The following is a 14141-nucleotide window of genomic DNA, read 5'->3' on the forward strand; positions in this document are numbered from 1 at the left end:
CATTTGAATTGCATTTGTGAATAATTATTTTAAAAGTAAGGCGAGATGTGAATTTTATCTCGCCTGGTGTGATTATAAATTCTCTTCCGCAAACTCTGCCAAGCGGCTTCTTACCACGCCGTTAAGGTGGATGTTGGCGCTGCCTTCAAAGTTTTTAAATCGCTCGACCATGTAGGTTAAACCGGAAGTTACCGGGGTGAGATAGTGCGAATCGATCTGCGCGAGGTTACCGGAACAGACGATTTTTGTGCCTTCCCCACAACGCGTTATGATGGTTTTGATTTGAGAGGCGGTTAAGTTTTGGCATTCATCCAACAACACAAAGGCATTTTGGATGGAACGTCCGCGCATGAAGTTGATGGATTTAAACTGAATATTGGCTTTGTCGCAGATGTACTTGAGAGAGCCTTCTGTACAGTGATCATTCTTATGAAGCGCTTCCAGTGTATCGGTCACAGCGGCAAGCCACGGCAACATCTTTTCTTCTTCTGTGCCGGGTAGGAAACCGATCGACTCGCCAATATCTGGTGTGTTTCGGGTCACGATGATCTTATCGAACATTTTCCTTTCAATGGTTTGCTCAAGGGCTGCTGCCATTGCTAGCAAGGTTTTACCACTACCAGCTGCGCCAGTTAAGATCACCAAGTCAATATCAGGATCGAGAAGCGCATCCAGCGCCATACCTTGGTAGATGTTTTTCGGCATAATATCCCACGCGCGGCGGTGCATCATTCGCTCGCGGCTGAGATCTTTAATGGTGATTTTTTCGGGTGTAATTTCTTCCACACGCCCTGCAAAGTCACTCTCTTCATCAATCACATATTGGTTGATGTAAGTCGGCTCAAAAGGCTCTCTGTCAAGCGTGTGGAAGGTGTTACCTGCAAGGTTCTTGCTTTCAACTTGTTCAATGTTGCTCCAAAAGTCACCTTCAATTTGCTGAAAGCCTTTAGTGAGGTATTGAACATCGTCGATGAGTTGGTCAGTACGATAGTCTTCAACAAAGCGAACGCCGGCACCTTTGGCACGCAAACGCATGTTGATGTCTTTGGTAATTAACACGACTTCTCGTGGAGCGCGTTTGTTCTGGAGATAAATTACGGCATTGAGAATGCGGTTGTCACCGGCTTTGTCGGCAAACGCTTTTACGGTTTCTTGCAGTTCATAGTCTGCGAGAATGGCGATATGGCCGGTGTCTTCTTTTTCACGGCTAATCGGAATACCTTCAGAAATTTCATCTGGGGTGGCGTCTTTAAACAGCGCTTCGAGGGCGCGAATAGCTACACGAGCATCACGCGCTACATCGCGTTTGCTGTCTTTGATTCGGTCAAGTTCTTCGAGTACTGTCATTGGGACGACGACGTCATGCTCTTGGAAGGAGTAGATAGCTAAAGGTTCATGAAGAAGGATGTTGGTGTCGAGGACGAATAGTTTTCGATCCGTGTTGCCCATAAGCGTCTCCTTTGCCGTAGTGCGGCTTGCTCCCCTTCATTTGGACATGAAGGGTCTAACTGCGCTTGTTTGCAGCATGTAGCCAGCTACATTGTCACTCGGCAATCGGATAACCCAATTCGGGGTCTAATAGTTCGACTACATTACTGCAAACCCGTGTTGATCTTCATCCTAAACAGTCTCAATGAGGGACTGTACATAAGATTATAAATCAAAATTTCAACTCTCCCTTTTAGATGTGCCACTGTTTTCTTACATTTTGATGTCATGCAATAGAACGACAAAAATTTGTTGGTTTTTGAGGTCTTTGTGCGTGACCAATATCACAGCTTCGAGTAAGATTAGCGGCCTTTTTCTACGTGGCTACTAACACACTTTCCCCGTTAGATGCCTTTTAAGTCACGTGAGAACAGCTAAGATAAATAGACCCATTTTTTGAATTAAAAACAGATGAGGTAGTCGATTCATGACATTTGCTTTGGGCCAGCGCTGGATTAGCGATACAGAGAGCGATCTAGGTTTAGGAACCGTTGTTGCATTGGACGCGCGTACTGTGACTTTAATGTTTGCAGCTTCTGAAGAAAACCGAGTGTACGCTCGAAGTGATGCACCAGTAACCCGAGTGACTTTTAATAGTGGTGACGTGATTGATTGCCAGGAAGGCTGGTCATTAAAAGTAGATCAAGTGCTCGAAGATCAAGGTCTATTTACTTACATCGGTACGCGTGAAGATACAGGCGAAGAAGAGGTTGTACTGCGTGAGATCATGCTGAGTAACCAAATCCGATTCAACAAGCCTCAGGATAAGCTGTTCGCGGGTCAAATCGATCGTATGGACAACTTTGTTCTGCGTTACCGCGCTTTGCTGAACCAGTATGAACAGCACAAGAGCCCAATGCGCGGACTTTGTGGCATGCGTGCTGGCCTCATTCCTCATCAGCTATATATCGCGCACGAAGTGGGTCGTAGACACGCACCACGTGTATTACTTGCCGATGAAGTGGGACTGGGTAAGACCATCGAAGCGGGTATGATCATTCACCAGCAGGTGTTAGCGGGTCGTGCTGAACGCATTTTAATTGTGGTACCAGAAACATTGCAGCATCAGTGGCTCGTTGAGATGATGCGTCGATTTAACCTGCATTTTTCTATCTTTGACGAAGAGCGTTGCGTTGAGTCGTATGCCGATTCAGAGAACCCATTTGATACGCAACAATACGTATTATGTTCTCTGGACTTTTTACGTAAGAGTCGAAAACGCTTTGAACAAGCGCTGGAAGGCGAGTGGGATCTGTTGGTTGTCGATGAAGCGCACCACTTAGAGTGGAGCCCTGAAAAACCAAGCCGCGAATACCAAGTGATTGAAGGCTTGGCGGAAAACACGCCAGGCGTACTTTTGTTAACGGCAACGCCAGAACAACTTGGTCGTGAAAGTCACTTCGCTCGTTTGCGTCTACTCGATTCTGACCGCTTTTTTGATTACGAAGAGTTCGTTAAAGAAGAAGAGCAATACGCGCCAGTTGCGGATTCTGTGAGTGCGCTTTTCTCTGGTCATAAACTTGAAAACGACGCTAAAAACCAGATTACCGAACTGCTTTCTGAGCAAGATGTCGAGCCGCTATTCCGCATTATTGAAAGCAATAGCGATGAAGAAGAAAAAGCGGCTGCGCGTCAAGAGTTGATTGACAACCTAATGGATCGCCACGGTACAGGACGCGTTTTGTTCCGTAATACGCGTGCGGCTATCAAAGGCTTCCCTGCGCGTAATGTGAATCTAATTCCAATGCCAATCCCGCAGCAGTACACCACCTCGATGCGTGTATCAGGCATGATTGGCGGTAAGATGACGCCAGAAGCGCGTGCGATGAAAAATCTTTATCCAGAAGAGATCTTCCAAGAGTTTGAAGGTGAAGATTCAAGCTGGTGGCAGTTCGATAGCCGTGTTAACTGGCTACTTGAAAAGATCACCGACAAGCGCAGTGAGAAGATCTTAGTGATCGCTTCACGTGCCAGTACCGCGCTGCAACTTGAACAGGCTCTGCGTGAGCGTGAAGGTATCCGCGCGACGGTATTCCACGAGGGTATGTCCATTCTTGAGCGTGATAAAGCTGCGGCTTACTTTGCGCAGGAAGAGGGCGGTGCTCAGGTTCTGATTTGTAGTGAAATTGGCTCAGAAGGCCGTAACTTCCAGTTTGCAAACCAGCTTGTGATGTTCGACTTGCCGTTCAACCCAGATTTGTTGGAACAGCGTATTGGCCGTTTGGACCGTATTGGTCAGAACCGCGATGTCGATATCCATGTGCCGTACCTGCAAGGTACTTCGCAGGCGATTTTAGCGCGCTGGTTTGATGAAGGCTTAAATGCGTTTGCGGAAACCTGTCCAACAGGTCGTTCTGTGTATGACCGATTCTCAGAGCAACTGATCGGCATGCTGGCGTCTGGCGATGTGACAGAGCTTGATGAAGTGATTGTAGAATCAGCAGCCATGAACAAAGAGCTCAAAGCGCAGCTAGAACAAGGTCGTGACCGTCTGTTGGAAATGCACTCCAATGGCGGCGAGAAAGCGCAGGCAATCGTCGAGAAGATTGCGGCAACTGATGGCGATACAAACTTGGTGACTTTCGCGCTAAGCCTGTTTGACACCATTGGCTTAAACCAAGATGACAAAGGTGAAAATGCGCTGGTAGTGACACCGTCTGAACACATGATGGTGCCAAGCTACCCAGGGCTTCCATACGAAGGCGCAACGATTACGTTTGACCGTGATACCGCTCTTTCGCGTGAAGACATGCACTTTATCAGCTGGGAACACCCAATGATCCAAGGTGGTATTGATCTTCTGATGAGTGAAGGTGTCGGTACAACGGCCGTTTCGCTGCTAAAGAACAAAGCATTGCCAGTAGGTACTATGCTGCTTGAGCTTGTCTACAAAGTGGACGCGCAAGCACCGAAGCGCAGTGGGATTAGCCGCTTCTTGCCAACCACGCCAATTCGTCTGATGTTAGATGGCAAAGGCAATGATCTTTCAGCGCAAGTTGAGTTTGACAGCTTTAACCGTCAGCTAAGCCCGGTAGGTCGTCACATCGCGACGAAACTGGTTGCTTCGGTTCAGGCACAAGTTCATCAAATGATTACCGCAGGTGATAAGCTGGTTGTTGAGAAAGTGGCGGCGATTCGTGAACAGGCGCAAAAAGAGATGCAATCTAGCCTGAACGCTGAGCTTGAACGTCTACAAGCACTGAAGGCGGTAAACCCGAACATCCGTGACGAAGAAATTGAAGCGATTGACGAGCAGATCAAAGAGCTGACTGGCTACATCGGCCAAGCTCAGTACCAGCTTGATTCGCTACGTATGATCGTAGTCTCGCACAACTAATCCTCATTGATATTCTGTTCGCCTTACCGATTAGGTAGGGCGACAGTCATTACTCCTATATCGGAACCATTTCATGGCAATGCTAGAGTACAACCCACCTTGTGATCCTTGGGTGGATATTGTTTTTGAAGATGAACATATCTTGGCGGTGAATAAGCCATCGGGGCTTTTGTCGGTCCCTGGTCGAGCACCAGAGCATCATGACAGTATGTGGTCTAGACTTCAGGAAACGTATCCAGAGATCCAAGTGGTTCACCGTCTGGATATGTGTACGTCTGGTTTGATGGTGTTAGCAAAGAACAAACGTGCAGAAAGCGCACTGAAAAAGCAGTTTCAGTTTCGTTTAACCCACAAGGTCTATTACGCCAGAGTGTGGGGACATGTGGAGCAGGAAGAAGGCGTGATCGAACTGCCATTGATCTGCGACTGGCCGAACCGCCCGAAACAGAAAGTGTGTTTTGAGGACGGTAAACCCTCGAAAACGCTATTTCAGATAGCGAAACGTGAAGAGAAAACGACGATCGTCAGGCTATTGCCGATCACGGGGCGTTCTCATCAACTGCGTGTTCATATGCAGGCGTTGGGGCACCCGATTGTGGGCGATGAGTTTTACTCTGAGGGAGAGGCGTTCCAGTTCTCGAATCGCTTAGAACTCCATGCTGCAGAGTTAAGTTTTTATCATCCGCGTAGTCATTGGCTGCGTAGTATTTTCGTTCCTTGTGACTTTTATCCTGAAGCGGAAGAGATGATCTTTAACTATTTTGATCCTGTGCGAAAATTACCGGATTATAAAACGCTGCCAAGACCTTAACATTCATATAGGCAGCACAAGGAGATCACATGTCGCTGCCTAATGTTGTTTTTTTGGATCGAGCCACGATCCCATCCCAAATCGAACTTCCTCATCTACCTTTCGATCACCAGTGGATCGAATACGATTTTACCTCCCCAGATCAGGTGATCGAGCGTCTGAAAGATGCACAAGTCGCCATTACCAACAAGGTCGTTTTAGACCAAAATATTCTCCAGCAGCTACCGACGCTCAAACTCATCGCTGTGTCTGCAACGGGTTATAACAATGTGGATGTCGAATATTGTAAGGAACGCGGCATTGCCGTGACCAATGTGCAAGGTTACTCCACGCAATCTGTGCCTGAGCATGTGATTGCGATGCTCTTTGCTCTTAGGCGTAATCTAATGGGTTATCACAATGACATTGCCAAGGGAGAGTGGCAGCGCCATAAGCAGTTTTGTTTCTTTACGCATCCAATTGGCGATGTTGCGGGCTCAACGATTGGGATTGTCGGCTCTGGAGCGCTGGGACAGGCGACGGCAGTATTAGCCAAAGCGATTGGCATGAAGGTGATTTTTGCTGAACGAAAAGGCGTAGAAGTATGCCGTGATGGATTTGTTCCATTTGAACAAGTACTGCAAAACTCTGATGTCGTGACCTTACACTGCCCACTCAATGAGAATACGCGTCACTTAATTGGAAAGCCTGAGCTTGGCTTAATGAAATCTAACGCCATTTTGATTAACGCTGGCCGTGGTGGGCTAGTCGATGAGGCTGCTTTGGTCGATGCTTTAAAACGAGGCATGATTGCTGGTGCCGGTGTGGATGTTTTTACCGAAGAACCTGCAGATATCAATAATCCACTGATTGAGAATATCGATTTACCGAACTTGTTACTGACGCCGCATGTTGCTTGGGGAAGCGATTCTTCCATTCAAAAGCTCGCCAATATTTTGATGGACAATGTTGCTGCCTATTTAGAAGGGAAGTACCAAAACAGAGTAGTTTAAACGTCTACATTCTGATGAAAGTTTAGTGATGAAAATTGAATGCATCACATATTGTGATGCATATCTACTGATTGCATAATTTAGGGATGGTTTTATAGACCGAATCAATGAAATGTAAGACATTATTCGGCCTAAAATTTAATTCATTAAACTAAACGTCAGGAAATAACATATGGATCAGAAACAGATCTCCAACCCAGTGCAATTTCACGGGAAGGGGGGAGAGTTCTTTGGCATTTGGATCGTCAATGTTCTACTCTCAATCATCACGCTAGGTATCTACTCTGCTTGGGCCAAAGTGAGAACTAAGCGCTACTTCTACGGGAACACTCAAATTGCGAGTGATAACTTTGAATATCACGCGACGCCAATCCAAATTCTAAAAGGTCGAATTGTGGCTTTTGTGCTGATTGTCATTTGGACGATAGGGTTATCGGTGCATCCTGCTATTTCATCTCTTTTTATTCTTATTTTTTATGCAGCACTCCCGTGGTTAATTTGGAGTAATGCCCGTTTTGATTGCGCGATGACGAGTTATCGTAATGTGCATTTTAGCTTTGTGGGCTCACTTGGTGGTGCATACAAATCTCTAATGGGACGCGGTTTTGTTGCCTTGTTGGCGATAGGCGCTTACTTTGCGCTTGTTGGCTTCGCTGCTCAGTTTTCGCAGCCTTTAGTGGTTGTTTTGGTTATTGGCTCTATTTTTGTGATGGCGGCTGTGCAAGCTTGGGTGCTAGCGGGAATGCACGGCTACTTTATCAATGGTTATCGCTACGGTGACTGGCAGTTCTCGGGTGATGTGGAAGTTGGCTTCTTTATTAAACTGGCTTTCAAGGCCGCGGGTCTTTTCCTTGCTGCTGTCATTGGCCTTGGCCTTATCATTGCCCTTCTTGTTGGTGGCTTAGCTTCCTTTGAAGCGCTAACTAATCCGTACATGGTAATGGCAGTCATTATGGGAGCGGCGGCGTCGTACGTTTTACTATTGATTGTTGTCGGCTTACTGGGTGCGGCTATGTTTGCTTACATGGCAGTGCAAACCAGAAACTATCTGTTTAGCCGTGTCGTGATTGCAAAAGAAGCGCAAGAGAACCGCTTTGGATTGACTTCAAGTATGTCAACGTCAGGCTATGTAGGCCTTGTCGTGACGAACTTTTTGATCCTAATCTTCACTTTAGGTTTAGGTCGAGCGTGGGTAATGGTAAGAACTTCCCATTATGTCGCAGAGCATACGTCGGTTGAAGGTGATATGGATCTGTTGCTTGCTGCTGATCAAGATTCTGATGTGAAATCGGCAATCGGTGATGAAGTGGCACAAGCTTTTGATGTCAATTTAGGCATCGGTTAATGCGATTTCTAGGGGTTGCTTTCCCGCCCAAAAGTTCTTTGCGCTATGAGGCTGAACTTGATACTACCCAAGCGAATGTATTGAGCTTGCGGGTGGACGGGATGATCTTCAGTTGTGACTTAATGCGTGCGGAGATCAGTATTCCGGTCGGAAATCTCCCGATTAGAATTAAGTTGCCCGATGGTTGGGTCTTTGTGGTTGAACGCAGTCCTGAACTCAGCCAGTGGCTGAAAAGTCAGCGCAAGATCGGTTGGCTAGACAAGCTCGAGTCCAACCTTTTTGGCTGGTTGATATCGATTGTGGTTTGTATCGCTGTGATTATTGGCGGTTACACTCACGCACTGCCTTGGGTGAGCGAGAAGGTGGTATTAGCGCTCCCTGATGCAGTGGCGGTTGAACTAGGCGAACAAACCTTGGAGATGCTCTCAAGCGCCTCTGAGGAATGGCGAGACAGTGAGTTGCCTGAGGCTCAGCAAGCAGCAATTCGTCAGCGTGTGAAGTCTAACTTAACGTCTTTAGAGCCGTTGCCGTATCCAGTCGAAATCGTGTTTCGCTCTTCAACCATGGGAGCCAACGCCTTTGCGCTGCCGGGTGGGAAAGTGGTCTTACTCGATGAGTTAGTGCAGCTGGCAAAAACTCCGCAGCAACTCGATAGTATTATCCTGCATGAAATTGGCCATATTCATCATCGTCATATGATGAAAAGGTTGGTGCATTCGAGCATTCTTTCTGTGGGTGTGGCATTGCTCACAGGGGAAAGTTCTGGGGTTATCGATAACCTTGCCGGTTTGGGGGTGTTTTTCTTGTCGGCAGGGCATTCCAGAGATGCAGAAAATGAGGCGGATCTGTTCGCTAAACAGGCAATGTTGACCATTTATGGTACGAGTGAGCCGATGGCTGAGATGTTTGAATTGTTCCACCAGCAAGAATCGATAGAGATTCCCAAGTGGTTAAGTTCTCATCCAGATTTCGACCAACGGATACAAGCCGCTCGGGACTAAATCCTCAATAAATCAATAAAATAAAAAAGGCAGCGAATTTTCGCTGCCTTTTCTTTTACTCAGTCACTGGAATTACAGCGCTGCGATAGTCGTTTTTTGCTCTTCAAGCTTAGCTAGAGTTTCTTTGTAACCTTCTAGCTTCTCACGCTCTTTCGCTACAACCGCCTCAGGTGCTTTTGCAACGAAACCTTCGTTACCTAACTTACCTTCGATGCGTTTGATTTCGCCGTGAGTTTTCTTGATTTCGCCATCCAAACGAGCAAGTTCTGCGTCTTTGTCGATCAGACCCGCCATTGGGATCATCAGCTCAGACTTCGCTACAAGTGCCGTTGCACACGCTGGTGTTTCTTCGCCAGCAGTCAGTACACGTACAGACTCAAGCTTCGCTAGAGAAACCAGCACTTGTTTGTTCGCTTCTAGGCGAGCTGCGTCTTTTTCGTTGGCTGCTTTCAGCATCACTTCAAGCGGTTTACCTGGATTGATGTCGTACTCAGCACGTAGGTTACGGATGCTGGTAATGAACGCTTTCACCCATTCGATGTCATCCAACGCTTCTTGGTTGAAGTTTGCTTCATCAAATTGAGGAAGCGCTTGAAGCATAATTGTATCGCCTTCAACACCGTCAACTAGTGGCTTGATGCTTTGCCAGATAGTTTCTGTGATGTATGGGATCACTGGGTGAGCCAGGCGAAGTGTCTTCTCAAGAACCGTGATTAGCGTGCGACGTGTACCGCGTTGCTGAGCTTCGTTGCCTTTCCATAGAACTGGCTTAGTTAGCTCTAAGTACCAGTCACAGAATTGGTTCCAGATGAACTCGTAAATTGTGTTCGCAGCCATATCAAGACGGAAGTTGTCTAGGTGAGTATTGAACTCTTTCGCTGCTAGTTCAAACTGAGATTCGATCCACTTGTCTGCTAGTGAGTACTCAACCTCACCTGCACCAAAGCCACAATCTTGCTCTTCAGTGTTCATCAGTACGTAACGGCTTGCGTTCCATAGCTTGTTACAGAAGTTACGGTAACCTTCTAGGCGCTTCATATCCCAGTTGATATCACGACCAGTCGAAGCCATCGCTGCCAGAGTGAAACGCAGTGCGTCAGTACCGTATGGTTCGATACCGTTTTCAAACGTCTTACGCGTGTTCTTCTCGATCTTCGCTGCAAGTTGAGGCTGCATCATGTTGCCACAACGTTTCTCAACCAGAGATTCAAGATCGATGCCGTCAATCATGTCGATTGGGTCAAGTACGTTACCTTTCGACTTAGACATCTTGTCGCCGTTTTCGTCACGGATTAGACCAGTAACGTAAACCGTCTTAAATGGTACTTGTGGCTTGCCGTTTTCATCTTTACAGAAGTGCATCGTCATCATGATCATACGAGCAACCCAGAAGAAGATGATGTCGAAACCAGTTACTAGTACGTCTGAAGGGTGGAATGTTTTCAGATCGTCTGTGTTTTCTGGCCAGCCTTGTGTGCCGAACGTCCATAGTGCAGAAGAGAACCAAGTGTCCAGTACGTCGTCGTCTTGGCGTAGAATCACAACTGGCGCTAGGTTGTTGTTTGCACGTACTTCTTCTTCAGTGCGACCTACGTACACGTTGCCGTCGTTGTCGTACCATGCAGGGATGCGGTGACCCCACCAAAGCTGACGAGAGATACACCAGTCTTGAATGTCACGCATCCAAGAGAAGTACATGTTTTCGTATTGCTTAGGAACAAATTGGATTTCGCCGTCTTCAACCGCTTTCGTTGCTGTTTCAGCAAGAGGCGCTGCACGAACATACCACTGGTCAGTCAGCATTGGCTCGATAACCACGCCACCGCGGTCGCCGTAAGGAACGGTTAGTTCGTGATCTTTAACTTCGTCTAGTAGGCCAAGCTCTTCAAAGTCAGCAACGATCGCTTTACGCGCAGCAAAACGCTCCATACCTTGGTATTTAGCAGGAAGCTCGGTTGAGTAGACATCGCTTGCTTCGCCGTTCGTGTTAAATATTTCAGCAGCGTCACGGATGTTCGCATCAAACGTGAGGATGTTGATCATCGGTAACTGGTGGCGTTTACCAACTTCGTAGTCGTTGAAGTCGTGCGCAGGTGTGATTTTCACACAGCCAGTCCCTTTCTCCATATCTGCGTGCTCGTCACCCACGATAGGGATACGACGATCAACGATAGGAAGAAGAATTTCTTTGCCGATTAGGTCTTTGTAGCGTGGATCTTCTGGATTCACTGCGACACCAGTATCACCAAGCATGGTTTCTGGACGAGTCGTCGCAACAACGATGTAGTCTTTACCGTCAGCAGTTTTCACGCCGTCCGCTAGTGGGTAGCGGAAATGCCACATGTGGCCTTTTTTGTCTTTGTTTTCTACTTCTAGGTCAGAGATCGCAGTGTGTAGTTTTGGATCCCAGTTAACCAGACGTTTACCACGGTAGATTAGGTCTTCTTCGTATAGACGAACAAACACTTCTTGTACCGCATTTGATAGACCGTCATCCATCGTGAAACGCTCACGATCCCAGTCTACTGATGCGCCAAGGCGACGAAGCTGTTTAGTGATCGTGCCACCAGATTCGCCTTTCCATTCCCAGATCTTGTCGATGAAAGCATCACGTCCGTAATCGTGCTTAGTTTTGCCTTCTTCTGCCGCGATTTTACGCTCTACAACCATCTGAGTTGCGATACCTGCGTGGTCAGTACCTACTTGCCAAAGGGTGTTTTTGCCCTTCATACGCTCAGCACGGATCAGTGTATCCATGATGGTGTCTTGGAATGCGTGGCCCATATGTAGGCTGCCAGTGACGTTCGGTGGCGGGATCATGATGCTGTATGATTCTTTTGTCGTGTCACCGTGTGGCTTAAAGTAGCCTTTCTCTTCCCAAGCTTGGTATAACGCTTGTTCAATTGAAGTTGGGTTGTATGTTTTTTCCATAGCTATAGATATTCTGCAGATAGGTCTGGTTTAATTCTAAGTCAATCTTTATAAGTGAGGGATCTCAGTAAGATCGCCTTAACTATAAGGATTGACCGGTTTTATGCTAATGGTATTAGCTGTGTTCGATCTCGATCGTTTGTAGCTGATAGCCAGCTTGGCGATAGATTTTATATCTTTCTCGCGCCAGTTGCTTGGCTTTTTGTTCGCAAGGGACGAAGTCTACCACTTCGGCAAACTTGTTCGCAAAGGTTGTCTCATTTTCAGCCAAATTTATTACCAATTGGCGGTTCCAAGAGGGTTTGACACTCTGGTGGCCTATTTCAATATTGGTTGCATATTTAGGCCCTTCACCAACAAGGTTGTGAGGAATAAACTGTTCTGGTTCTACTTGCCAAAAGTACTCTGCAAGCTGTTCGGCTTGCGTTTTGCTATCACCATTGATGTATACCTTTGCACCTTGCTTGGCAAAATGCTGAGCAAGAAAAACAACGTATTCCAGAAAGCCTTCACTTTGCGCTTGCGGACTTTCAGGTTTGATGATGTAAAAAGTAGCATTTGGCATACAGTATTTTCATCCAATATATGAAAAAAGGGCCTTGCGGCCCTTTTTAGTAGTTGGAATATTATTCCTCAGTCTCGTGGCCGCTGCGGTTCAGTAAGAATTGGACAAGCATTGAGACTGGACGACCAGTAGAGCCTTTCGCCGCTCCTGATTTCCACGCAGTACCTGCGATATCAATGTGTGCCCAGTTGTACTTTTTCGCAAACTTAGACAAGAAACAACCGGCAGTGATAGTACCGCCAGGACGACCACCGATGTTTTGCATGTCAGCGAATGGGCTCTTTAGCTGCTCGTGGTATTCGTCAGCCATTGGTAGACGCCATGCGCGGTCACTCGCTTGCTCAGACGCGTTGATGAGTTCATGTGACAGAGGGTTGTGGTTAGAGATAACACCGCTGATGTGGTGACCAAGCGCGATCACACAAGCACCTGTCAGTGTCGCTACGTCAACAACGCAATCTGGTTCGAAACGCTCTACGTACGTTAGCGCATCACACAGTACTAAACGACCTTCCGCGTCAGTGTTAAGAACTTCAACCGTTTGACCTGACATTGTAGTTAGGATATCACCCGGACGGTAAGCGTTGCTGCCCGGCATGTTTTCACAGCCAGCAAGCACACCAATTACGTTGATTGGTAGGTTTAGCTTCGCTAGGGCTTTCATTGTACCGAATACGGATGCCGCACCACACATGTCGTACTTCATCTCATCCATGCCTTCGCCTGGCTTAAGTGAAATACCGCCTGAATCGAACGTTAGGCCTTTACCGATTAATACAATTGGTTTTGCATCTGGATCTGGGTTGCCCTTGTACTCCATGATAGACATCATAGATTCGTTTTTAGAGCCACGGCCAACTGCTAGGTATGACGTCATACCCAGTTTTTCCATTTCTTGTTCGCCGATGATCTTCGTCGTTACTGACTCGTAATCATCCGCTAAACGACGAGCTTGTGATGCAAGGTACGCAGGGTTTGCTACGTTTGGTGGCATATTGCCTAGATCTTTCGATGCTTTAACACCAGAAGAAATAGCAAGGCCATGGGTAATGGCTTTTTCACCTAGGTTTAGTTCACGACGAGTTGGTACGTTAAATACCAGTTTACGAAGTGGACGACGAGTTTCAGGCTTCACAGTTTTAAACTGATCAAACGTGTATAGGCCATCTTTGGTCGCTTCAACGGCTTGGCGAACCTTCCAGTATGTGTCACGACCTTTAACGTGTAGCTCTGTTAAAAAGCAAACCGCTTCCATAGAGCCAGTTTCGTTTAGGGTGTTGATGGTTTTTTGAATGATCTCTTTGTACTGACGCTCACCCAATTCACGCTCTTTACCGCAACCGACGAGTAAAACGCGCTCTGAAAGAACACCTGGTACTTGATGAAGCAGTAGCATCTGCCCCGGTTTACCTTCCAGGTCACCACGGCGAAGTAGTGAACTGATATAGCCATCGCTGATTTTGTCGAGCTGCTCAGCAACCGGAGAAAGACGACGTGGTTCAAACACACCTACAACGATACATGCGCTACGTTGTTTCTCTGGGCTACCACTCTTTACACTGAACTCCATGCGTACTCCTACATCCTGAAGACAAATAGAACTAAATGTTGGATAATGGCGTCTTACTTGTTGAGTCCCTAACCGGAACTGACTTTAAATAAGCGCATTAA

General features: G+C 47.0%; 9 protein-coding genes. 5 read left to right on the forward strand and 4 right to left on the reverse strand.

Going from position 1 to position 14141, the window contains the following annotated elements:
* Positions 1-72 precede the first annotated feature (72 nt).
* Positions 73-1449 carry a PhoH family protein gene (locus NP165_RS01900; RefSeq protein ID WP_257084665.1) on the reverse strand — a complete coding sequence of 459 codons (1377 nt, stop codon included), beginning with the start codon at positions 1447-1449 and terminating at the stop codon, positions 73-75.
* A 466-nt stretch (positions 1450-1915) separates the two neighbouring features.
* Here NP165_RS01900 and rapA point away from each other — a divergent pair, with 466 nt between their 5' ends.
* The 5 genes from rapA to NP165_RS01925 all read left to right on the forward strand — a co-directional run bounded on the left by rapA (position 1916) and on the right by NP165_RS01925 (position 8974).
* Complete coding sequence (rapA, locus tag NP165_RS01905) at positions 1916-4825, forward strand: RNA polymerase-associated protein RapA (RefSeq protein ID WP_257084666.1); 2910 nt, start codon at positions 1916-1918, stop codon at positions 4823-4825.
* Positions 4826-4898: 73 nt separating this feature from the next.
* Entirely contained in the window at positions 4899-5636 is a 738-nt protein-coding gene (gene rluA / locus NP165_RS01910) for a bifunctional tRNA pseudouridine(32) synthase/23S rRNA pseudouridine(746) synthase RluA (RefSeq protein ID WP_257084667.1), read from the forward strand.
* Positions 5637-5665: 29 nt separating this feature from the next.
* A complete protein-coding gene (locus NP165_RS01915; RefSeq protein ID WP_257084668.1) occupies positions 5666-6628 on the forward strand; it encodes a D-2-hydroxyacid dehydrogenase in 963 nt (320 codons plus the stop codon).
* 172 nt (positions 6629-6800) lie between these two features.
* A complete protein-coding gene (locus tag NP165_RS01920; RefSeq protein ID WP_257084669.1) occupies positions 6801-7973 on the forward strand; it encodes a YjgN family protein in 1173 nt (390 codons plus the stop codon).
* Positions 7973-8974, forward strand: a complete 1002-nt coding sequence (locus NP165_RS01925) for a M48 family metallopeptidase (protein WP_257084670.1) — start codon at positions 7973-7975, stop codon at positions 8972-8974. Before NP165_RS01920 ends, NP165_RS01925 begins: the two co-directional genes overlap by 1 nt.
* A gap of 72 nt (positions 8975-9046) precedes the next feature.
* Here NP165_RS01925 and NP165_RS01930 read toward each other — a convergent pair whose 3' ends face one another.
* From NP165_RS01930 to pepA, 3 genes are all read right to left on the reverse strand, one after another.
* A complete protein-coding gene (locus NP165_RS01930) occupies positions 9047-11905 on the reverse strand; it encodes a valine--tRNA ligase (protein ID WP_257084671.1) in 2859 nt (952 codons plus the stop codon).
* Between the two features lie 115 nt (positions 11906-12020).
* Positions 12021-12470, reverse strand: coding sequence for a DNA polymerase III subunit chi (locus NP165_RS01935; protein ID WP_257084672.1), 450 nt, complete (start codon positions 12468-12470; stop codon positions 12021-12023).
* A gap of 61 nt (positions 12471-12531) precedes the next feature.
* Positions 12532-14040, reverse strand: coding sequence for a leucyl aminopeptidase (gene pepA, locus NP165_RS01940; RefSeq protein ID WP_257084673.1), 1509 nt, complete (start codon positions 14038-14040; stop codon positions 12532-12534).
* Positions 14041-14141: the final 101 nt, after the last annotated feature.

Origin of the sequence: Vibrio japonicus (genome assembly GCF_024582835.1) — a bacterium.
GTDB lineage: Bacteria > Pseudomonadota > Gammaproteobacteria > Enterobacterales > Vibrionaceae > Vibrio > Vibrio japonicus.

What these genes read in the sequence shown, in the direction of transcription:
- NP165_RS01900 (WP_257084665.1), bottom strand. Translation starts at nt 1,449, where the DNA reads ATGGGCAACACGGATCGAAAACTATTCGTCCTCGACACCAACATCCTT.
- rapA (WP_257084666.1), top strand. Translation starts at nt 1,916, where the DNA reads ATGACATTTGCTTTGGGCCAGCGCTGGATTAGCGATACAGAGAGCGAT.
- rluA (WP_257084667.1), top strand. Translation starts at nt 4,899, where the DNA reads ATGGCAATGCTAGAGTACAACCCACCTTGTGATCCTTGGGTGGATATT.
- NP165_RS01915 (WP_257084668.1), top strand. Translation starts at nt 5,666, where the DNA reads ATGTCGCTGCCTAATGTTGTTTTTTTGGATCGAGCCACGATCCCATCC.
- NP165_RS01920 (WP_257084669.1), top strand. Translation starts at nt 6,801, where the DNA reads ATGGATCAGAAACAGATCTCCAACCCAGTGCAATTTCACGGGAAGGGG.
- NP165_RS01925 (WP_257084670.1), top strand. Translation starts at nt 7,973, where the DNA reads ATGCGATTTCTAGGGGTTGCTTTCCCGCCCAAAAGTTCTTTGCGCTAT.
- NP165_RS01930 (WP_257084671.1), bottom strand. Translation starts at nt 11,905, where the DNA reads ATGGAAAAAACATACAACCCAACTTCAATTGAACAAGCGTTATACCAA.
- NP165_RS01935 (WP_257084672.1), bottom strand. Translation starts at nt 12,470, where the DNA reads ATGCCAAATGCTACTTTTTACATCATCAAACCTGAAAGTCCGCAAGCG.
- pepA (WP_257084673.1), bottom strand. Translation starts at nt 14,040, where the DNA reads ATGGAGTTCAGTGTAAAGAGTGGTAGCCCAGAGAAACAACGTAGCGCA.